This is a genomic window from Pseudomonas sp. D4-21 (assembly GCF_051132125.1).
In the GTDB taxonomy this organism is placed as follows: Bacteria; Pseudomonadota; Gammaproteobacteria; order Pseudomonadales; family Pseudomonadaceae; genus Aquipseudomonas.
In genome coordinates this window covers 2,260,379-2,281,840 of the sequence record NZ_CP071664.1, presented here as the reverse complement: position 1 = coordinate 2,281,840, position 21,462 = coordinate 2,260,379, and the positions used below count along the sequence as shown (strand labels likewise).

Here is a 21,462-nt window from a genome sequence, read left to right as displayed (position 1 = left end):
TCAATCACTTACAGAATTCAGTGGAACTCTGTAGCGCAATATTTGGAGCGGGAAACGAGACTCGAACTCGCGACCCCGACCTTGGCAAGGTCGTGCTCTACCAACTGAGCTATTCCCGCGTCTTGGTGTGGCGCATTCTATAGAATCCAAACACGCCGTCAACCCTTTGATTCAAAAAAGTTTATTTCGGATCAACGTCAGTCCGCAGGTGCGGCCAGGCGGCGCGCAGGTATTGGACCATCGACCATAGCGTCAGCCCAGCGGACACCAGCAGCAAGGCATAACCCAACAGCACCCAAAAACTGAAATCCGAGGGGTTGGCCAGCAGAATCACCAGGGCCAGCATCTGCGCGGCGGTTTTCCATTTTCCGAGGTTCGACACGGCTACCTGGGCGCGGGCGCCCAGCTCGGCCATCCACTCACGCAGCGCCGATACGACAATTTCTCGCCCGATGATCACCGCCGCCGGCAGGGTCAGCCAGAGGTTGCCGTGTTCCTGCACCAGCAGCACCAGGGCCACCGCGACCATCAGTTTGTCGGCCACTGGGTCGAGGAACGCGCCGAACGGCGTGCTCTGCTCCAGGCGGCGAGCCAGGTAGCCGTCGAGCCAGTCCGTCGCGGCTGCGAAGGCAAAGACCGAGGCGGAGGCCACGTAGCTCCAGTGGTACGGCAAATAGAACAGCAATATGAAGATCGGGATGAGCAGGACGCGTAGAACGGTAATCAGGTTTGGGATATTCATCGGCACAACTGGCTACGAGGTTGACGGGCATTCTACTCGCTATGCAGGTTTGCATAAATCGACTCTGCGAGCTTTTTACTGATACCGGGTGCTTTGGCTATCTCCTCGATGCTGGCACGAGACAGTTCTTGCAATCCACCAAAATGTTTCAATAGATCGCGCCGGCGCGTCGGCCCGACCCCTGCCACGCCTTCCAGCGTGGAGGTGCGGCGGGTCTTGCCTCGGCGGGCACGGTGGCCGGTGATAGCGAAACGGTGGGCTTCGTCGCGGATCTGCTGGATCAGGTGCAGCGCCGGCGAATCCCCTTTCAACGTGAACTCGTGGGCCGCGTCGTTCAGGTACAACGTCTCGAAACCGGCCTTTCGCGTCGCGCCTTTGGCCACGCCGAGCAGGATCAGGTCAGGGACGGCCAGCTCGTTGAGGACGTCCCGGGCCATGGACAACTGGCCCTTGCCGCCGTCTACCAGAAGGATGTCCGGCAACTTGCCCTCCCCGTCCTTTATCTTGCTGAAACGCCGCATCAATGCCTGATGCATGGCGGCATAGTCATCGCCAGGGGTAACGCCTTCGATGTTGTAGCGACGGTAATCGGACTTGATCGGACCTTCCGGGCCGAAAACCACGCAGGAGGCTACCGTTGCCTCGCCGCTGGAGTGGCTGATGTCATAACACTCCAGCCGTTGCGGCGGCTCGTCCAGGTGGAGGACATCGGCCAGGGCATCGAACCGCGCCGCGACGTGCTGGCGGTTGGCCAAGCGTGCGCCAAGGGCCTGTTCGGCGTTGGTCACGGCCAGTTGCTGCCAGCGCGCACGGGTGCCACGCACACGGTGGCTGATGGTTAGTTCGCGACCGCGAAGCTTTTCGATGGCTTCGATCAAGGCCGGAAAGTCCTCATGAACCACGTTGACGATCAACTCGCTGGGCAAGTCGCGTTCCGGACTGCTGATGTAGTACTGACCCAGGAAAGCGGCCATGACTTCGGAGACGTCTTCCTCGATCCCTACCTGGGGGAAGAAGTTCTTGCTGCCCAAAACCCGGCCGCCCCGCACGTTGATCAAGTGCACACAGGCGCCGCCCGGGTTGATGAACGCGGCCACGATATCGACGTCGCCGCTGCCGCCTTCCATGCTTTGCTGGTCCTGAACCCGGCGCAGCAGCCCGATCTGGTCGCGAAGCTCAGCGGCGCGTTCGAATTCGAGATTGATCGAGGCCTCTTCCATGGCGGCCGACAGCTCATCGGTCAGCGCATTGCTACGCCCCTCCAGGAACATGACCGAGTGACGCACGTCTTCGGCGTAGACCTCGGGCTCCACCAGGCCGACACAGGGCGCCTTGCAGCGTTTGATCTGGTGTTGCAGGCAGGGCCGGGTGCGGTTCTTGTAGTAGCTGTCTTCGCATTGGCGTACGAAAAAGGTTTTCTGCAACAGGCTCAGGCTTTCACGGATCGCCCCGGCACTGGGGTAAGGACCGAAATATCGGCCCTTGGCCTTCTTGGCTCCGCGATGAATGCTCAGGCGCGGAAACGCCCCGTCGGACAGAAACACGTACGGATAGGATTTGTCGTCGCGCAGCAGAATGTTGTACGGCGGCCGCCATTCTTTGATCAGCGTCTGCTCAAGCAGCAACGCCTCGGTTTCATTGGCGGTGATGGTGGTTTCGATCTGCGCGATGCGACCCACCAGCGCGGCCGTCTTCGGTGCCAGGCCAGTCTTGCGGAAGTAGCTGGCCAGGCGCTTCTTGAGGTTTTTGGCCTTACCGACATAAAGCAGGCGCGCGTCGCTGTCGAACATGCGGTACACGCCGGGGCGGCCGCTGCACGTGGACAGGAAAGCACTTGGATCAAACTGTTCGGTCATTATCAGGCGCTGGCGTCGACCATGCCATGACGCACCGCCAGCAGCGTCAACTCGACGTCACTGCTGATCGAAAGCTTTTCGAAGATACGGTAACGGTAGGTATTGACGGTTTTGGGCGACAGGCACAATTTGTCGGAAATAATCTGGACCTTCTGGCAGCCGACGATCATCAGCGCAATCTGGATCTCTCGCTCGGACAGCGCATCGAAGGGCGAATCGTTGGTCGGCTGGAAAGACTTGATCGCCAATTGCTGGGCGATTTGCGGGCTGATGTAGCGTTGTCCGGCAAATACCAGGCGGATGGCCTGGACCATCTCGTTCAAGCCAGCGCCCTTGGTGAGATAGCCCGCCGCCCCAGCTTGAAGCAGCCGGGTGGGAAACGGGTCTTCTTCACAGACGGTCACCGCGACGACCTTGATGTCCGGATGGCTACGCAACAGTTTTCGCGTGGCTTCAAGACCACCGATGCCCGGCATCTTGACGTCCATCAGCACCACGTCGGGTTTCAATTCACGCGCCTTGATCAGGGATTCTTCCCCGGATTCGGCCTGGCCAACCACCTGCAGGCCATCGATGTCAGCCAGCATTCGTGTTATGCCCGTACGGACGAGATCATGGTCGTCGACCACTAACACCCTAATCAAGCAGACACCTCACGATTTGGTCTTGTATGGGTTGCCCACACCTTAGCAAAAAGCACTCGGCAGACCTAGCGCAAACGGGCAGATAAAAGTTACAACAAGTCTTCAGATCCAATATTCGACGCCTCAAGCCTAGGCGTCTCGCTGCATCCTCAGGAAACACTCATCCTCACCGACCACCCGCAGCCCCATGCGTTCATAGAGCGCGCGGGCCGGGTTGTCCTTGAAAACGGTGAGCCGCAACGCCGGTCGATGCTCATTTGCCACCATCGTCCAGACCTGTCCGATCGCCCAGGTTCCGGCACCCTGCCGACGAAACGCCTCATCGATCTGCAACTCCCGAATGTACAAGGCGCGAGCATCACGACTGAGACTGACGAAACCCAGCGCCTGTTCATTGCGCTGAAGAATCCAGTTCTGGCGGATGACCCAGGCCAGATCGAACGCTTCGTCCTGCCACAGCAAATCATGGCGAAGGTAATAGGGAAGCATATTGCTGCAAGTCAATTGACGTGCGAATTCAACGTCACCGACTTCAGCCGGGCGCCATACAAAACTCATTGAAACCTCGTCACAATGCCACGGGCTCACCCGCCCAACGACCGTCGTCGCGGCGAGCGATGACCAACAGCTCTTCCACGCCTGGGGCCGCTGCCATTAGCGTGCCATCCGGGTCATTGTCGACTTCGGTGATTGAAATTGGCACAACGCTGGAGTTTGTCATAAAGCCCGTCGGATTCAAGCGATGGGGTTGTTATTAAAAGGCCATAGCATTTTCTTATTGAACGGCCGCCCCGCGCTCTTGTAAGCTCCAGATCATTCATCGGAGACACACCATGTCCAGCGCCCTTTCACCGCTTCAACCTACCAGTGCCTCGCGCTCGGTTGTGGCTGCCTGGGCGAACGACGTGCCAACTTCGGTAAGCTTTTATTTTGGGTATTGGTTTAGCCACTGGCGCGCCTGATACCCAACCGGCGCCCATTTTAAACGGGTCGCCTTCCAGAGTTTTCCAAACCCCCGGTCGGCCTCCCGACCGGGGGTTTTGTTTTTCAGGCCCCAGACATACGCAGCATCACACCAGTTGAGGATCGAACCATGAACTACGCCACTTATTACCGTTACGACAGTTTTTCCGCCTGGCGATTTACCAGCCACCGCTCGGGACAGCCTGCCGCCTCCGATCGGTCACCTATCGGTGGCATGCCAACGTTGCGGGCCATTACGGCCAATTGTCGAACACCCAACTAGGGCCGGCGCGGGAACGAACCCGCTGCTCGCCCAGGAAGCCAGATCATGAATTCGTCCGTCTCCGCTTTGCCGCTGTCCACGCTCAGCCCTGCCAATGAAACCCTGACCCTGCGCCTGCCAAGCGCGTTGCAACTCAAGCAACAACTGCCGCTAGACAGCATATTGAGCCAACAAGTTGGCGCCCATCGCCAGGCCATCCGCGCCATCCTCGACGGCGAAGATTCCCGCCTGCTGGTCATCGTTGGCCCATGCTCCATCCACGACCCGAAATCCGCGCTCGAATACGCCGCCAACCTGGCTCGCCTTGCCCGGGAAGTCAGCGACAGCATGCTGTTGGTGATGCGCGCCTACGTGGAAAAGCCCCGCACCACCGTGGGCTGGAAAGGCCTGGCCTACGACCCCCATCTCGATGGCAGCGACGACATGGCCACCGGCCTCGAGCTGTCACGGGAGTTGATGCGTGAGATGCTCCGACTCGGCCTGCCCGTGGCCACCGAGCTGTTGCAGCCGATGGCCGCCGGTTACTTCGACGACCTGCTTAGCTGGGTCGCCATTGGTGCGCGCACCACTGAATCGCAGATTCACCGGGAAATGGCCAGCGGTCTGGGCATGCCGGTCGGTTTCAAGAACGGCACCGACGGCGGGGTTGGCATCGCCTGTGACGCCATGCGCTCCGCGGCGCACCCCCATCGACATTTCGGCGTCGACAGCCAAGGGCATCCGGCGATCATCCAGACCCAAGGCAACCCTGATACGCACCTGGTCCTGCGCGGCGGCCACCGCGGCCCGAACTACGATCGCCAAAGCGTGGCGCAGATTCACGCCGACCTCGCCCGCCTCAACATCCCGGCCCACATTCTGGTCGATTGCAGCCACGCCAACAGTGGCAAGGATCCGCTGCGCCAGCCCCAAGTGTTCGAGGACGTGCTGCAACAGCGCTTGCAAGGCAACAAGGCCCTGATCGGCATGATGCTCGAAAGCCACCTCTTCGAAGGCTGCCAACCGTTGGGGCCGGCGATGCGCTACGGCGTGTCGGTGACCGATGGATGCCTTGGCTGGGAGTCCACCGAGCAGTTGCTGCGCCAGGCTCATCGCAGGTTGCGATTGGGCGTCTGAGTTTCGGACCCGTTCATGCCGTGGCGCGGGAGCTAGCTCCCTCGCCACGGTTTTTTTCATTGCGGATCCTTCGTTACGGCCTGGCGCGAACTTCAATGGTGATCTCCGGCGAGCGCTGGCTTACATCATCCAGACGCTCAACCTGATAGAACAGGCGGACCGATTGGCCGCCCTGCTCCTGCCAATAGGCAATCGGCACCGTGAAGACAACTGGCTTGCCGGCCGTGGCCTCGGTGATTTCCCGCTCCTGGGCATCCGAGTAGCTGCCGTCGCATTGCAACCAGACCCGTTCGCCCGCCTCCAGCCCTACGCCGTCGATCACCACCGTCGCTGCGCCATGGAGCCCGTCGACATCCAGTTCACCCTCCATCAACTCCAATACCCTCGGCGCCACCAGCGCTGGGCGTACCAGAGGACCGATCCAGACGGACAGCGGCTCGGCTCGACGTATCGAATGTCCGCGCCTGACGACATAAGCCACGGTCAACGAGTGCCCGATATGGGAAGCGATGTCTCCATGATCGATCCAGAACGATACTTTTTCGCCCACTGCATGAGCCTCTATGTCCAGCACATCCCGCCACAATGGCTTGGAATCGCGGCTGGCCAGAAGGATCAGTCGATCACCGGCCGCCATTCGCGAATAAGGCCGCACGGTCATCGTCGTGCCTTCAGGCACCCGCCCCGGATCAAGGTGCCCACCCACCGCATCATTGGCGATGGGTGGCAGCAGCAGCGGCGCCACGTCGCCAATTTGCAACTGAAGGGCCTGTGAGGCCAATGCGGTCGGCAACTGCTTGCCAATGACCCGGTACGAAATGTCCAGCGAGCCGCCGTCGAGTTCGGCGATATGCGGTTCGCGTACAACAAAGACAAGCTCGCGCCCGACCTGCCGCTCCGTGACGAACCGGCGAATTTGATGGTGGTACTGCTCGCCTTCGTTATTGAGCCCGCGCCAATACAACATCAGCTCGTCGCCACAGGACATGAGCGGGTACGGCTTGACGGTGATGACGGCCTTGCTCCAGGCAGGGTCGACGATGCCTTCGCGGGCCCTCGCCAGAGAAGGCGCGGGCAGCTTTCGCGATGGAGGCCGGCTTTTTCGTACAGTTGATTCAATGGTCATTTCCAGGCTCCAGTCCCTTGGAAAGGGGCACCGCTTCCATAGCGACACCGGATGAAACCATTAGAACTCTCCGGCCCGGGACGCGCAGCCAGACGAGGCGACAAGTTGCGTGGTCTCTCGCTCCTTGAGATGTGGCTTGAAGGGCAATCGGTTATCGGAAGCGTCCGAAACCGCAGGAGCCGCCTGGCTTTTGAGGAAAATTTCTCGCGCTTTCTATTCCTGTTTCCACAGCTAGTAACGGTTTGGTCCTACACCGCTCACTAACGGCCTGGATTAGAGTGGTGCCGCAAACTCAACATGAACCTCTTCGAAAAAGGTACGAACATGCAACGGAATGCAACCACCCGCTTTCCCATCCTTTTGGTACATGGTTTGTTCGGGTTCGACAGGGTCGGCCCGCTCGAACTTTTTCACGACGTCAGACAGGCGTTGTGCAATGCCGGCGCCCGAGTATTCGTCCCGTACGTGTCGGCCACCCACTCCAACGAAGCGCGCGGCGAACAGTTGCTGGCTCAGATGGACCGGGCTCTCGAAGGAACCGGGGCCACGAAGGTCAACCTTATCGGCCACGGGCAGGGCGCGTTGGCCGCTCGTTATGCCGCCGCCCTGGCGCCCGGCAGTGTCGCCTCGGTCACCTCCGTCAGCGGCCCCAACCAAGGGTCGGAACTCGCTGATTTCCTGCGCAAGGCCCTCACGCCTGGTCGTTTGCCGGAACACGTGGCGAACCGGGTCGCCACGCTTTTCGCCGATATCATTTCACTGCTCAGTGGCCAGGCACAGCTTCCGCAAAACGCTATTGCAGCGCTGGGGGCGCTGACTACCGAAGGCGTAGGCGCATTCAATGACAGGTATCCGCAAGGCTTGCCCCGACATTGGGGCGGCAACGGGCCGCAATTGGTTAACGGCGTGCGGTATTACTCTTGGAGTGGCACGGTGCAGGAAACCGTGAAACAAGCCGGCAATAGCGCGCCCGATCCGTTGCATGACTTCTGCCGCGCTTTTTCCGAATATTTCACCACCGAGGCGGGACAGAACGATGGCATCGTCGGACGCTTCAGCTCCCACCTGGGCAAGGTGATCCGCTCCGACTACCCAATGGATCACTTGGACACCCTCAACCAGGGCGCTGACGGAGGCTGGCGCAAGGGAAACGACCCGATGGAGCTCTACGTGAAACATGCAGAACGCTTGCGGATCGTCGGACTCTGACGCAATTTTGGCAACAACCGCGGACTGATTCCGGTAGGCTGGGCGCTTTACGACACTGAAAGGAAATACCTCCATGGCCAAAGCCACTGCCCGCCACATCCTGGTTTCCAGCGAAGACAAGTGCAACGAACTCAAGGCCCAGATTGAAGCTGGCGCTGATTTCGCTGAAGTCGCCAAAAACCAACTCCACATGCCCATCCAGCCGTCAGGGCGGCGACCTGGGCTCGTTCGGCCCGGGCCAGATGGTCAAGGAGTTCGACACCGTGGTGTTCAGCGCTCCGATCAATGTGGTTCAAGGCCCGGTCAAGACCCAGTTCGGCTATCACCTGCTGGAAGTAACCAGCCGCCAGGACTGATTTCGGTTTATCGACACGACGGTCCGCCTTAGGGCGGGCTGTCATGCTTGAGCCATGCGAAGGGCTGGCGATCAGCGCGTCCCTCGCGTACAAATCGCACTCATCGATCACCCGGCTTTAAGGCTGACAATGCGACTGGCTTTTCCCTCCTGGCTGTTCACTGCCGTGGTCCTGCTGACGGGCGCCGCAGGCGTGAATGCCGCCCCCCAACATGCCCTGACCGTTTATGGCGAACCGGCCAAGTACGCCGAAGGCTTCGCCCATTTTGCCTACGCCAATCCCCAGGCCCCCAAGGGCGGGACGATGCGCCGCTCGGCCGTGGAGATCGGCCATTTCGACCATGTGCTGCCTTATATCGACAAAGGCATCGGCGTCAGCCAGGTCGACGGCATGCTCTATTCGCCGCTGGCCCAACGCTCCCTGGACGAACCCTATACCGTCTACGGCCTTGTCGCCGAAAAAATGGAACGCGCCGAAGATGGCCTGTCCCTGCGCTTCTACCTCAATCCCAAGGCGCGTTTCGCCGATGGCAAGCCCATCACCGCGCAAGACGTGCGCTACAGCTTCGACCTGCTGATGACCCAGGGCAGCCTGCGCTATCGCACGCAGTTCGCCGCCGTCAAAGGTGTCGAGGTGGAATCGGAACGAACCGTTCGCTTCGACTTCAAGAATAACGAAAGCCGCACCCTGCCCCTGGACATCGCCACCCTGCCGGTTTTTCCCGAGCACTGGTGGAAGAGTCGCGACTTCGCCAACGGCGGCGGTTACGAGGCGCCTCTGGGCAGCGGACCGTACAGGGTGAGCAAGGTCGACTCGGGCCGCAGCATCACCTTCGAGCGCAACGCCGACTGGTGGGGCAAAGACCTGCCGGTCAGCCGCGGGCTCTACAACTTCGACCACTTCAGTATCGAATACTTCGGCGACACCGACGTGGCCCGGCAGGTCTTGCGTGGCGGCGCCTACGATTACAACCGCGAGTTCTCCGCCACGGGCTTTTCCATCGGCTACGACAGCCCGGCCCTGCGCGACGGTCGGCTGCAAAAAGCCCACCTTGCCACCGAGGCGCCCCAGCCGGCCCAGGGTTTTGTGTTCAATCTGCAACGGCCACAATTCCGGGACCGCCGCGTACGCCAGGCGCTGGCCATGCTCTGGGACTTCGAGTGGAGCAATCGCCAGATGATGCGCAACCTCTACGTGCGCCAGCAGAGCTTTTTTTCCAACACCGACCTCGCCGCCCGGGAGCTCCCCGACGCGGGGGAACTGGCGATTCTCGAACCGCTGCGCGGCAAAGTACCGCTAGAGGTGTTCACCCAGGTGTTCCAAGCGCCGAAGACCGACGGCAGCGGGGTCATCCGCGACAAGCAATTGCAGGCCCTGGCGCTATTGGAACAGGCCGGCTGGAAACCTGAAGGCGACCGCCTGGTCAATGCCGAAGGCGAGCCACTGAGCTTCACGTTCCTGGTCACGCAAAACGGAATAGACCGCCTGTTGTTGCCTTACAAGCGCACCCTCGCACAGATCGGCGTCGACATGCACATCCGGCGCATCGACTCGTCCCAGTACGTCAATCGCCTGATGAGCCGCGACTACGACATGATCATTACCGGCTACCCGGTCAGCACTTCGCCGGGCACGGAGCTTTACAATTATTTCGGCTCGGCGGCGGCGAACGACCCGGGAGCCAACAACTACATGGCCTTGCAGAATCCTGCCGTGGACGCCCTCATCGATGGCCTGGTCAAAGCCAGCACCCAGGACGACATGCTCCGCCATGCCCATGCGCTGGACCGGGTGCTGCAATGGAACTACTACTGGATTCCCAACTATTACCCGCCAGGCAGCTCGACGGTCTGGTGGAATCGCTTCGGCATGCCGAAAGTCCAGGCGAGCAATGACGAAGCCATCGAGAGCTGGTGGGAAGTCAGCACCACGCCACTGACCAACGAACAGATGACCGCCGAACGCATCAAGCGTGGCTCGCCTGGAGGGCATCACTGATGTGGGCTTACATTGCGCGGCGCTTGCTGCTGATCATTCCCACGCTGGTGATCATCCTGCTGGTGAACTTCGTGATCGTCCAGGCCGCGCCAGGCGGGCCGGTGGAGCAGGCGATCGCTCACCTGCAGGGCATCGGCGGCGCCAGCGTCGGCAGCTCGGGCAATGCCATGACCGGTAGCTCCCGCGCCAGCCGAGGCCTGGATCCGCAATTGATCAAGGACATCGAAAAACAGTACGGCTTCGACAAGCCCGCCCATGAACGCTTGTGGCTGATGCTCACCAGCTACGCCCGCCTGGACTTCGGCAAAAGCTTCTTCCGCGGTGCCACGGTCACCGACCTGATTCTGGAAAAAATGCCGGTGACCATCTCCCTCGGGCTCTGGGCGACGCTGATCACCTACCTCGTGTCGATTCCCCTGGGTATTCGCAAGGCGGTACACCACGGTTCGGCATTCGATGTCTGGAGCAGCACCGCAATTATTATCGGCTACGCCATGCCGGCGTTCCTGTTCGCGATGTTCCTGATCGTGATCTTCGCTGGCGGCACCTCGCTCAATTGGTTCCCGGTGCGCGGGCTCGTCTCGGACAACTTCGAGTCCCTTTCGACGCTGGGCAAGGTCGCCGACTATTTCTGGCACCTGGTGCTACCCGTCACGTCGTTGGTCATCGGCGGCTTCGCTACCCTGACGATCCTAACCAAGAACTCGTTCCTCAACGAAATCACCCGCCAATACGTGGTCACGGCGCGAGCCAAGGGGATGAGTGAACGACGCGTGCTGTATGGACACGTGTTTCGCAATGCGATGCTGCTGGTGGTGTCGGGCATTCCCCAGGCGTTCATCAGCGTGTTCTTCGCCGGTTCTTTGCTGATCGAGGTGATCTTCTCCCTCGACGGCCTGGGACGCATGAGCTATGAGGCCGCCGTGTCCCGGGACTATCCAGTGGTGTTCGGCTCGCTGTTTATCTTCACGTTGTTCGGCCTGCTGATCAAACTCATCGGCGATCTTTGCTACACCCTGGTGGACCCGCGCATCGACTTCGCCGCGAGGAACGCCTGATGTTCAAGTTATCGCCCCTGGGGCGGCGGCGTTTCGAACGTTTCAGGAAAAACCGTCGCGGCTGGTGGTCGCTGTGGCTGTTCATCGGGCTTTTCGTCTTGACCCTGGGTGGGGAATTGATCGCCAATGACAAGCCCTTGGTGGTGAGCTACCAAGGCTCGTTGTATTTCCCGGTGTTCAAGCGCTACACCGAACAGCAGTTCGGCGGTCAATTGCCGTTCCAGGCTGACTATCGCAGCAGCTATGTGCAGGACCTGATTCACCAGGGCAACGGCTGGCTGCTGTTTCCGCCTATTCCTTTCAGCGACGACACGCCCAACTATGACCTTGAGCGGCCGGCCCCAAGCCCGCCGTCGAGGGTGAACTGGCTGGGCACCGACGACCAGGCACGGGACGTGATGGCGCGGGTCATATTCGGCGCGCGGGTGTCGATCCTGTTCGCCCTGGCGCTGACCGCCATCAGCGCGCTGATCGGCATCGCCGCCGGTGCCCTGCAAGGTTACTACGGCGGCTGGGTGGACCTGCTGGGGCAACGCCTGCTGGAAGTCTGGTCCGGTTTGCCGGTGCTGTACCTGCTGATCATCCTGTCGGGTTTCGTCGAGCCTAACTTCTGGTGGCTGCTGGGTATCATGGCGCTGTTCTCCTGGCTCGCGCTGGTGGACGTGGTGCGTGCCGAATTCCTGCGCGGGCGCAACCTCGAATACGTGAAAGCCGCGCGGGCGCTGGGCCTGACCGACCGCAAGGTCATCGTGCGGCACATCCTGCCCAATGCCATGAATGCCACCCTGAGCTACCTGCCGTTCATTCTCACCGGGGCGATCTCCACCCTGACAGCGCTGGATTTCCTGGGATTCGGCATGCCGGCCGGCAGCGCATCCCTGGGTGAGCTGATCGCGCAGGGCAAGCAGAACCTGCAAGCGCCTTGGCTGGGGCTGACGGCGTTTTTTACTTTGGCGCTGATTCTTTCTCTGTTGGTGTTTATCGGCGAAGCGTTGCGAGACGCGTTCGACCCTCGGTCATGAGCGGAACCTTTAGATGAGCGAAAACCGGATCGAAATCCGTGACCTGAGCGTGGCCTTCAACGGCCAGACGGTGGTGCGCAACCTGTGCCTGGATATCCGCCAAGGCGAATGCCTGGCGCTGGTGGGCGAGTCGGGCTCCGGCAAGTCGGTGACGGCCCATTCCATCCTGCAACTGCTGCCAGAAACCGGCACGCGCACCACCGGCAGCATTTGCTATCGCGGCGAAGAACTGGTGGGTGCCGAGGCCAAGAAGCTACGGGAACTGCGCGGCAATCGGATCGCAATGATCTTCCAGGAGCCGATGACTTCGCTGAATCCGCTGCACAGCGTCGAAAAGCAGATCGGCGAAACACTGATGCTGCATCGCGGCCTGGGCGGCAAGGCCGCGCGCCAGCGCATCCTGGAATTGCTGGCCCTGGTCGGCATCCAGAAACCCGCCGAACGACTCAAGGCCTATCCGCACCAGCTATCGGGCGGCCAGCGCCAGCGCGTCATGATCGCCATGGCCCTGGCCTGCGAGCCGGAGCTTCTGATCGCCGACGAACCGACCACCGCCCTGGACGTAACGGTGCAGCGCAAGATCCTGCTGCTGCTCAAATCGTTGCAGCAGCGCCTGGGCATGTCCCTGCTGCTGATCAGCCACGACCTCAACCTGGTGCGCAGCATCGCGCAGCGGGTGTGCGTGATGAAGGCCGGGGAGATTGTCGAGCAGGCACCCTGTGAAACCTTGTTCAGCACCCCCCGCCACCCTTATAGCTGCGAATTGCTGAACGCCGAACCGGAAGGCGAAGCGCTGCCCCGGGACGAACGCGAAGACGTCCTGCAAGTGCAGGAACTGCGCGTCAGCTTTCCCCTCGGTGGCGGATTGTTCCGGCGCAAGCAGTACCTGCAAGCCGTGGACGGCATCAGCCTGAATATCCAGCGTGGCAAGACCCTGGGCATCGTCGGCGAATCCGGTTCCGGCAAATCCACTCTCGGCCAGGCCATCCTGCGGCTGATAGAGTCCGAAGGCAGCATTCGCTTCCAGGGCCAGGCGCTTGATCATCTGTCGCATAAGGAGCTTCGGCCATGGCGCAAGCAGATGCAGATCGTCTTCCAGGACCCGTTCGGCAGCCTCAGCCCGCGAATGTCAGTGCAACAGATCATCAGTGAAGGCCTGGAAGTCCACAGCCGGTCCAGTGCCGAGCAATGCGAAGCCCAGGTGATCCAGGCGCTCAAGGAGGTCGGCCTCGACCCGCAGAGCCGGCATCGCTACCCCCACGAGTTTTCCGGTGGGCAGCGCCAACGCATCGCCATTGCCCGGGCATTGGTGCTCAAGCCCGCCCTGATCCTGCTTGACGAACCTACGTCCGCCCTCGACCGCACCGTGCAAAAGCAGGTGGTCGCCCTGCTCCGCCAGCTCCAGGAAAAATACGGCCTGACCTACCTGTTCATCAGTCACGACCTGGCGGTGGTCCGCGCCCTGGCCCACGACATGATCGTGATCAAGGACGGCAAGGTGGTCGAGCAAGGCCCCAGCCATGATGTGTTCGATTCACCCCAGCACCCGTATACCAAGGAGTTGTTGGCGGCGGCGCATCCAGAGTGGGCATAATGCGGCGCATGGCGTAGCTTCGTGTCGCGCCCATCGCGAGCAAGCTCGCTCCCACATTGGCCGGTGTTGCACTGAAGGCCAAATGTGGGGGCGAGCTTGCTCGCGATGGGGGCCTGACAAGCAACACACAACCCGGATCCGATCATGAACTCCACCGAAAGCCTCAAGGATTACAAGCGCGTGCGTACGCTGGCGATCCGCTCGTTGTTCGAAATCATCGAGCAGTCCAGCGAAGGCACGGTGATCGTCGACCGCGATGCAAACATCGTCTGGATGAACGAGCGCTACGCTCGTCGCTTCGGCCTGAATTCGGCGCAAGAGGCCATCGGCCGGGCTTGCGAAAGCGTCATTCCGGGCAGCTTGTTGCGAGAGGTGGTGCGTACCGGGCGGCCGATCCTGCTGGACATGCAGGACACGCCCAAGGAACCGCTGGTGGTGATGCGCCTGCCGATCCATGACAGCGCCGGCGCGGTGATCGGCGCCATCGGTTTTGCCCTGTTCGACGAGTTGCGCAGCCTGTCGCCGATGCTCAAACGCTACCTGAGCATGCAGGAAGAACTGGCCTCTACCCGCTCGCTGTTGCGGGCACGGCAGACCAAGTACAACTTTGCCCATTTCATCGGCACCAGCGCTGCGGGACTCGAGGTCAAACGCCGTGCCCGACGCAGCGCCAGCACTGACTCCCCGGTATTGCTCCTCGGCGAAACCGGCACCGGCAAGGAGCTTCTGGCCCAGGCGATTCACGGTGCTTCGCCGCGTGCGCACAAGGCGTTTGTCAGCATCAACAGCGCCGCCATCCCCGAATCCTTGCTGGAAGCCGAATTCTTCGGCACCGCGCCAGGCGCCTTCACCGGTGCCGACCGCAAGGGCCGCGCCGGCAAGCTGCAAATCGCCCAGGGCGGCACATTGTTCCTCGACGAAATCGGCGATATGCCGCTGCCCTTGCAAAGCAAACTGCTGCGCGTGTTGCAGGAAAAGGAATACGAACCGGTCGGCTCCAACGAAGTACTGCAAAGCGATGTTCGGGTGATTGCCGCGACCTCCACCAACCTGGAGGCGGCGATCCAGCGTGGCGAATTCCGGGCGGATCTGTATTACCGCCTCAATGTGCTGCCCATCCAGGTCCCGCCGCTGCGCGAACGCCTGGATGACCTGCCGGCCCTGAGCGAGGCGATCCTCGAAGAATTGCGCAGCCAGCACGAACTGAATCCCGACGCCCTCGACCTGCTGGGCCAGCACGCCTGGCCGGGCAACATCCGGGAGTTGCGCAACGTGCTGGAACGGGCCGCGCTGCTCAGCGACGACCTGATGCTCACCGCCGCCGACATTCGTGCCGCCATCGGTACTTTCACGCCGGTGGTACGCGCGGCGAGTCCGAGCCTCGAGCCGTTGCCCCAGGAAACCTTCAGCCAGGCCCGGGCCCGATTCGATCGACATTTGATCGAGACCACCCTCGCGCAATGCGGTGGGCGGGTGATTGAGGCAGCCGAGCGGTTGGGACTGGGGCGGTCGACGCTTTACAAGAAAATGGTGGCGCTGGGGATTGCTGAGTCTCAATAAAGAGACTCAATTCTCCTTATTTAGACATATGGATTGGAGCGCTTCGCGCTCATCGCGAGCAGGCTCGCTCCCACAGGAACGGGCGTTCTCCCTGCCATCCTAGTTCACCTGTGGAGCGAGCCTGCTGCGATGAGGCCAGTAATCCCAACAAAAATCTCAAAACAGAGACGCACTTTCCAAGCTCACGTCGCCCACCTCAATAAATTCCTTACATTTCAATAAGTTAAACAACTGGCACAAAACTCGCTATAGCCCTCCCCACCGCATCACCCACAAAAATAACAATCCAGGAGACACACCATGAGTGTGATCATTGCCTTGGCAGCCCTCACGCTGCTGATGGTTGCCGCCTACCGTGGCTACAGCGTCATTCTTTTTGCCCCCATCGCCGCCCTCGGCGCGGTGTTGCTCACCGATCCGTCCGCCGTTGCCCCAGCCTTCACCGGGGTGTTCATGGACAAGATGGTCGGCTTCATCAAACTCTACTTCCCGGTGTTCCTGCTCGGCGCCGTGTTCGGCAAGCTGATCGAGCTGTCGGGGTTTTCCCGCTCCATCGTCGCGGCGGCGATTCGCCTGCTGGGCACGCGCCAGGCCATGCTGGTGATCGTGCTGGTGTGCGCGCTGCTCACCTATGGCGGCGTGTCGCTGTTCGTCGTGGTCTTTGCGGTTTATCCGTTCGCGGCCGAGATGTTCCGCCAGAGCAACATTCCCAAGCGGCTGATCCCGGCCACCATCGCCCTCGGCGCTTTTTCGTTCACGATGGACGCCCTGCCCGGCACGCCACAGATCCAGAACATCATCCCCAGCACCTTCTTCAATACCACTGCCTGGGCAGCGCCGTGGCTGGGCGTGATTGGTACGATATTCGTGTTCAGCTTCGGCATGCTGTTCTTGCAGCGCCAACGCAACAAGGCCCAGCGCACGGGCGAAGGCTACGGTACCGAGCTGCGCAACGAGCCGGAAACCGCCGAAGACATCAAGCTGCCCAACCCCTGGATCGCCGTTTCGCCATTGCTGGCGGTAGGGGTCATGAACCTGCTGTTCACCCAGTGGATCCCACAGTGGTACGGCAAGACCCATAGCCTGGCCCTGCCGGGCATGGCAGCGCCGGTGACCAGCGACATCGCCAAGCTCACGGCGATCTGGGCCGTGCAAGCGGCCTTGCTGGTGGGCATCGTCATGGTGCTGTTGTTCGGCTTCCGAGCCATTCGCAGCAAGCTGGCCGAAGGCAGCAAGAGCGCGGTGGGCGGTGCGTTGCTCGCGGCCATGAACACCGCGTCGGAATACGGTTTCGGTGCGGTGATCGCCTCCCTGCCGGGCTTCCTGGTGCTCGCCGACTGGCTCAAGAACATCCCCAATCCGCTGGTCAACGAAGCCGTGACCGTAACGCTGCTGGCGGGCATCACCGGGTCCGCGTCGGGTGGCATGAGCATCGCCCTGGCGGCGATGTCGCAAACCTTCATCAGCGCCGCCAACGCCGCCAACATCCCACTGGAAGTGCTGCACCGGGTAGCGGCCATGGCCAGCGGCGGCATGGACACCCTGCCCCACAACGGCGCGGTCATCACCTTGCTGGCGGTCACGGGCCTGACCCACCGCGAAGCCTACAAAGACATTTTCTGTATTACGCTGATCAAGACCCTCGCGGTGTTCTTCGTGATCGGTGTGTTCTACGCCACTGGCATTGTGTGAGGTTCCCATGACAACCACCCTTTCCGGCAAGACGGCCCTGGTCACCGGCTCCACCAGCGGCATCGGCCTGGGCATCGCCCTGAGCCTGGCCAAGGCCGGCGCCAACCTGATCCTCAACGGCTTTGGCGATGCTTCGGCGGTGGTCGCCGAAGTCGCTCGACACGGCGTCAAGGTCGGCCATCATCCGGCCGACGTCAGCGACCCCGCGCAGATCGCCGACATGCTCGCTTACGCCGAGCGCGAATTCGGCGGTGTCGACATCCTGGTGAACAATGCCGGCATCCAGCACGTGGCGGCCGTGGAGGATTTCCCGGTGGAGCGCTGGGATTCGATCATTGCGATCAACCTGTCCTCGGTGTTCCACGCCACCCGCCTGAGCCTTCCGGGCATGCGCGCCAAGGGCTGGGGACGGATCGTCAACATTGCCTCGGTGCATGGCCAGGTCGGTTCGGTGGGCAAGGCGGCGTACGTCGCGGCCAAGCACGGGGTGATCGGGTTGACCAAGGTAGTGGGCCTGGAGACTGCCGCCAGCAACGTCACGTGCAACGCCATCTGCCCGGGCTGGGTCCTGACGCCGCTGGTGCAGAAGCAGATCGACGACCGCATCGCCACGGGTGTGGACCCGCAACAGGCCCAGCATGATCTGCTGGCCGAGAAGCAACCGTCCCTGGAGTTCGTGACCCCGCCGCAGTTGGGTGAGCTGGTGCTGTTCCTGTGCAGTGAAGCGGGCAGCCAGGTGCGGGGCGCGGCGTGGAATATTGATGGTGGGTGGTTGGCTCAATAACGCCGCGCCGTCGAGCTTTTGTGGCGAGGGGGCTTGCTCCCGCTCGGCTGCGCAGCAGGCGCCTCTTGGGCCCGCTTCGCAGGCCAGCGGGAGCAAGCTCCCTCGCCACATCCGGCGCCTTGTGCTGAACTATTTGTAAGCCCCAAAACAAGAGGCAAACCATGTCCGACATCCTTTGGCACCCCAGCCCCGAACGCATCGCCCAGTCGCGAATGGACGCCTTTCGCCGGTTCGTCAACGAACGGCACTTGCTGCAACTCAACGACTACCCAACCCTGCATGCCTGGAGCACCGACCACCGCGAAGCCTTCTGGCAGGCCATCGTCGACTTTTTCGAGATCCGCTTCCATCAAGCGCCTGGCGCGGTGCTCGACGAAGGCCCGCAGATGCCCAGTGCCCGCTGGTTCCCAGGGGCGACGCTGAATTTCGCCGAACACTTGCTGCGTCGCCGCGACAGCGCCGTGGCAGTGGTCGCACTCGATGAAAACGGCGGCGAAGAAACGCTGACCTGGGCCGATCTCGCCGCCCATGTCGCCGGCCTGCAAAAAAGCCTGCAAGGCGCTGGCGTGACCCAGGGCGATCGGGTCGCCGCTTGCATGCCCAACACCTGGCAGACGCTGGTGTGCATGCTCGCCACCACCAGCCTGGGCGCCATCTGGTCATGTTCATCGCCGGATTTCGGCACCCAGGGCGTCATCGACCGGTTCGGTCAGATAGAACCCAAGGTCCTGATCACCTGCGCCGGTTATCGCTACGCCGGGAAAACCATCGACCAGCGGCCCAAGGTCAACGAAATCCTCGAACGGCTACCGTCGCTGCAACAATTGATCGTACTGCCCTACGCCCAGCCCGACGCCCGCGTCGAAGATTTCAAGACCCCGGCCCGCGTGGCCCTGTGGGACGGTTTCTACCAATGCGGCGGCGAGCCGGTGTTCAACCCCGTGCCGTTCGATCACCCGCTGTACATTCTCTATTCCAGCGGCACCACCGGGGTGCCGAAGTGCATCGTCCACGGCACCGGTGGCGTGCTGCTGCAACATCTCAAGGAACATGGCCTGCACGTCGACCTGGGCCCCGAAGACCGGCTGTTCTACTACACCACCTGCGGCTGGATGATGTGGAATTGGCTGGTGTCGGCGCTGGCCGTGGGCAGCGCGGTTGTGCTCTATGACGGGTCGCCGTTCCACCCCAGCCCGGAACGCCTGCTCGACCTGATCGACCGACAAGGCATCAGCGTATTCGGCACCAGCCCCAAATACCTGGCCGCCCTGGAAAGCCAAGGCATCAAGCCACGCCAGACCCACGACCTGGGCAGCCTGAGGACGATCCTGTCCACGGGATCAGCCTTGGCGCCCCACAGTTACGATTATGTCTACCGCGACTTCAAGGCCGATGTTTGCCTGGCCTCGATGTCCGGCGGCACTGACATCGTGTCGTGCTTCGTCAACAGCAATCCGCTGGCCCCTGTGCGCCGTGGCGAGATGCAAGGCAAGAGCTTGGGTATGGCGGTGCAGGTCTGGAACGAAGCCGGCGAAGCGGTGGTTGGCGAAAAAGGCGAACTGGTCTGCACCCGGCATTTCCCGGCGATGCCCATCGGGCTGTGGAATGATCCCCAGCGGGAGAAACTTCGCGCCTCCTATTTCAGCCAGTTCCCGGGCGTGTGGGCCCAGGGGGACTACGCCGAAGAGCTGCCCCACGGCGGCCTGCTGATCCACGGCCGCTCCGACGCGGTGCTCAACCCCGGTGGTGTGCGCATCGGCACGGCGGAAATCTATCGGCAGGTGGAAAAAGTCGAGGAAGTCCTGGACAGCGTTGCCGTCGGCCAGCAATGGCAGGGTGATGTGCGGGTGGTGCTGTTTGTGCGCCTGCGAGAGGGCTTGGTGCTGGACGACGCCTTGGAGCAGAAGATCCGCCAGGTCATCCGCGCCAACACTACACCGCGCCACGTGCCGGCGAAAATCCTCGCGGTCAACGATATCCCACGCACCATCAGCGGCAAGGTGGTGGAACTGGCGGTGCGCAACGTGGTGCATGGCGAGGCGGTAAAGAACACCGATGCACTGGCCAATCCCGAGGCGCTGGAGCAGTTTCGTGGGCGGGTGGAGCTTGCGACCTGATCTGAATGTTTTGCTGGGCTTGAGGGCCTCATCGCGGGCAAGCTCGCTCCCACAGGGGACCGTTTGCACCCAAATCCCTTGTGGGAGCAAGCCTGCTCGCGATGAAAGATAACGCGGTCGCACTACAAACCGATCAGTCCATGAGCCCCCATTCCCCGCCCGCCGACGGCTCAGCCGGTGGCGCCGCTCCCGATTCGGCATGGAGCTTGAGCCGCAAGCGCAGATTGTTCGCAGAGTCGGCGTTTTTCAACGCCTCTTCTTCATCGATCGCCCCTTCCACCACCAGGTTGAACAGCGCCTGGTCGAACGTTTGCATCCCCAGTTCCTCGGATTTTTCCATGATGCCTTTGAGCTCGCCCAGCTCGTTGCGACGGATCAGGTCGGCCACCGTGGGCGAGCCGAGCATCACTTCCACGGCCGCCCGCCGCTGGCCGGTGCGGGTGCGCACCAGCCGCTGGGAGACAAACGCCTTGAGGTTGTTGCCCAGATCCTGCAGCAGTTGCGGCCGGCGTTCTTCCGGGAAGAAATTGACCACCCGGTCCAGGGCCTGGTTGGCGTTGTGGGCATGCAGGGTGGAAATCACCAGATGGCCGGTGTCGGCGAAGGCCAAGGCGTGTTCCATGGTCTCGCGGTCGCGTATTTCGCCGATCAGTACTACGTCCGGCGCCTGGCGCAGGGTGTTCTTGAGAGCGGCGTGGAAGCTGCGGGTATCCACACCGACTTCTCGCTGGTTGACGATGGATTTCTTGTGCCGGTGAATATATTCCACCGGGTCCTCGATGGTGATGATATGGCCGCTGCTGTTGCGGTTGCGGTAGTCGATCAGCGCCGCCAGTGATGTGGATTTGCCCGAGCCCGTGGCGCCGACGAACAGCATGAGCCCTTGTTTGTGCATGATGGTTTCGAGCAGCACCTTGGGCAGCTTCAGGTCTTCGAAACGCGGGATATCCAGCTTGACGTTGCGTATGACCATGGACACGTCATTGCGCTGTTTGAAGATGTTGACGCGAAACCGTCCGACACCGGCCAGGGAGATCGCCAGGTTCATTTCCAATTCCCGATCGAACTCAAGGCGCTGTTCGGCGTCCATCAATGACTCGGCAAGCCCAGCGATGTCGCCAACCTTGAACGCCTGGTTGCTCAGCGGCTTGAGCACACCTTCGAAACGCGCGCAGGGCGGCGCGCCGGTGGACATGTAGAGGTCGGAGCCGTCCTGGCTTGCCAGGACTCGCAGTAAAGGATCAATTTCCATGACTATAAAAACTTCCGCGAACTTCAATGGACACGCTGACCCGAGCCAGAAAAACTTCAGATCAACCCGCGCTTACCTTCTTCAGAGGAT

17 protein-coding genes, 1 tRNA gene and 1 pseudogene are annotated in these 21,462 nt (G+C 61.5%); 11 read left to right on the top strand and 8 right to left on the bottom strand.

Annotated elements, in window-relative coordinates:
• Nucleotides 1–43: 43 nt before the first annotated feature.
• The 6 genes from J3Q04_RS10390 to J3Q04_RS10365 all read right to left on the bottom strand — a co-directional run bounded on the left by J3Q04_RS10390 (nucleotide 44) and on the right by J3Q04_RS10365 (nucleotide 3,963).
• Nucleotides 44–119 (bottom strand) — tRNA-Gly (locus J3Q04_RS10390).
• 62 nt (nucleotides 120–181) lie between these two features.
• Nucleotides 182–742 carry a CDP-diacylglycerol--glycerol-3-phosphate 3-phosphatidyltransferase gene (pgsA, locus tag J3Q04_RS10385; protein WP_030141409.1) on the bottom strand — a complete coding sequence of 187 codons (561 nt, stop codon included), beginning with the start codon at nucleotides 740–742 and terminating at the stop codon, nucleotides 182–184.
• A 32-nt stretch (nucleotides 743–774) separates the two neighbouring features.
• The gene (uvrC, locus tag J3Q04_RS10380; RefSeq protein WP_420763562.1) at nucleotides 775–2,598 is read right to left on the bottom strand and encodes an excinuclease ABC subunit UvrC; all 1,824 of its coding nucleotides are present in this window, start codon (nucleotides 2,596–2,598) and stop codon (nucleotides 775–777) included.
• Between the two features lie 2 nt (nucleotides 2,599–2,600).
• A complete protein-coding gene (gene gacA / locus J3Q04_RS10375) occupies nucleotides 2,601–3,242 on the bottom strand; it encodes a response regulator transcription factor GacA (RefSeq protein WP_003200277.1) in 642 nt (213 codons plus the stop codon).
• Nucleotides 3,243–3,371: 129 nt separating this feature from the next.
• The gene (locus J3Q04_RS10370; RefSeq protein ID WP_434559475.1) at nucleotides 3,372–3,800 is read right to left on the bottom strand and encodes a GNAT family N-acetyltransferase; all 429 of its coding nucleotides are present in this window, start codon (nucleotides 3,798–3,800) and stop codon (nucleotides 3,372–3,374) included.
• Between the two features lie 10 nt (nucleotides 3,801–3,810).
• Nucleotides 3,811–3,963 (bottom strand): hypothetical protein, encoded by a 153-nt coding sequence (locus J3Q04_RS10365; RefSeq protein ID WP_434606423.1) that lies wholly within the window; start codon nucleotides 3,961–3,963, stop codon nucleotides 3,811–3,813.
• A 570-nt stretch (nucleotides 3,964–4,533) separates the two neighbouring features.
• On the opposite strand from J3Q04_RS10365, the gene J3Q04_RS10360 reads away from it, so the two are divergent.
• A complete protein-coding gene (locus J3Q04_RS10360; protein WP_434606426.1) occupies nucleotides 4,534–5,604 on the top strand; it encodes a 3-deoxy-7-phosphoheptulonate synthase in 1,071 nt (356 codons plus the stop codon).
• 73 nt (nucleotides 5,605–5,677) lie between these two features.
• Here the strand turns inward: J3Q04_RS10360 and J3Q04_RS10355 are convergent, their stop codons facing one another.
• Nucleotides 5,678–6,730, bottom strand: a complete 1,053-nt coding sequence (locus J3Q04_RS10355; protein ID WP_434606429.1) for a hypothetical protein — start codon at nucleotides 6,728–6,730, stop codon at nucleotides 5,678–5,680.
• Between the two features lie 324 nt (nucleotides 6,731–7,054).
• Here J3Q04_RS10355 and J3Q04_RS10350 point away from each other — a divergent pair, with 324 nt between their 5' ends.
• From J3Q04_RS10350 to J3Q04_RS10305, 10 genes and pseudogenes are all read left to right on the top strand, one after another.
• Nucleotides 7,055–7,939 carry an esterase/lipase family protein gene (locus J3Q04_RS10350; RefSeq protein WP_434606432.1) on the top strand — a complete coding sequence of 295 codons (885 nt, stop codon included), beginning with the start codon at nucleotides 7,055–7,057 and terminating at the stop codon, nucleotides 7,937–7,939.
• A gap of 73 nt (nucleotides 7,940–8,012) precedes the next feature.
• Nucleotides 8,013–8,295: pseudogene (locus J3Q04_RS10345) on the top strand (peptidylprolyl isomerase).
• 129 nt (nucleotides 8,296–8,424) lie between these two features.
• On the top strand, nucleotides 8,425–10,293 hold the full coding sequence (locus tag J3Q04_RS10340; protein ID WP_434606435.1) for an extracellular solute-binding protein: 1,869 nt from the start codon (nucleotides 8,425–8,427) through the stop codon (nucleotides 10,291–10,293).
• Complete coding sequence (locus J3Q04_RS10335; RefSeq protein ID WP_434559485.1) at nucleotides 10,293–11,351, top strand: microcin C ABC transporter permease YejB; 1,059 nt, start codon at nucleotides 10,293–10,295, stop codon at nucleotides 11,349–11,351. The genes J3Q04_RS10340 and J3Q04_RS10335 overlap by 1 nt, the downstream gene beginning before the upstream one ends.
• Nucleotides 11,351–12,373 (top strand): ABC transporter permease, encoded by a 1,023-nt coding sequence (locus J3Q04_RS10330; RefSeq protein WP_434559487.1) that lies wholly within the window; start codon nucleotides 11,351–11,353, stop codon nucleotides 12,371–12,373. The genes J3Q04_RS10335 and J3Q04_RS10330 overlap by 1 nt, the downstream gene beginning before the upstream one ends.
• 13 nt (nucleotides 12,374–12,386) lie before the next feature.
• Nucleotides 12,387–13,967, top strand: a complete 1,581-nt coding sequence (locus J3Q04_RS10325) for an ABC transporter ATP-binding protein (RefSeq protein WP_434606439.1) — start codon at nucleotides 12,387–12,389, stop codon at nucleotides 13,965–13,967.
• Nucleotides 13,968–14,111: 144 nt separating this feature from the next.
• The gene (locus J3Q04_RS10320) at nucleotides 14,112–15,527 is read left to right on the top strand and encodes a sigma-54 interaction domain-containing protein (protein WP_420763553.1); all 1,416 of its coding nucleotides are present in this window, start codon (nucleotides 14,112–14,114) and stop codon (nucleotides 15,525–15,527) included.
• Nucleotides 15,528–15,827: 300 nt separating this feature from the next.
• Complete coding sequence (locus tag J3Q04_RS10315; RefSeq protein ID WP_420763552.1) at nucleotides 15,828–17,219, top strand: GntP family permease; 1,392 nt, start codon at nucleotides 15,828–15,830, stop codon at nucleotides 17,217–17,219.
• A gap of 7 nt (nucleotides 17,220–17,226) precedes the next feature.
• On the top strand, nucleotides 17,227–18,003 hold the full coding sequence (hbdH, locus tag J3Q04_RS10310; protein WP_420763551.1) for a 3-hydroxybutyrate dehydrogenase: 777 nt from the start codon (nucleotides 17,227–17,229) through the stop codon (nucleotides 18,001–18,003).
• Between the two features lie 161 nt (nucleotides 18,004–18,164).
• Nucleotides 18,165–20,120, top strand: a complete 1,956-nt coding sequence (locus J3Q04_RS10305) for an acetoacetate--CoA ligase (protein WP_434606444.1) — start codon at nucleotides 18,165–18,167, stop codon at nucleotides 20,118–20,120.
• Nucleotides 20,121–20,253: 133 nt separating this feature from the next.
• On the opposite strand, the gene J3Q04_RS10300 is transcribed toward J3Q04_RS10305, so the two are convergent.
• Entirely contained in the window at nucleotides 20,254–21,372 is a 1,119-nt protein-coding gene (locus J3Q04_RS10300; protein ID WP_420763549.1) for a PilT/PilU family type 4a pilus ATPase, read from the bottom strand.
• Between the last annotated feature and the right edge of the window lie 90 nt (nucleotides 21,373–21,462).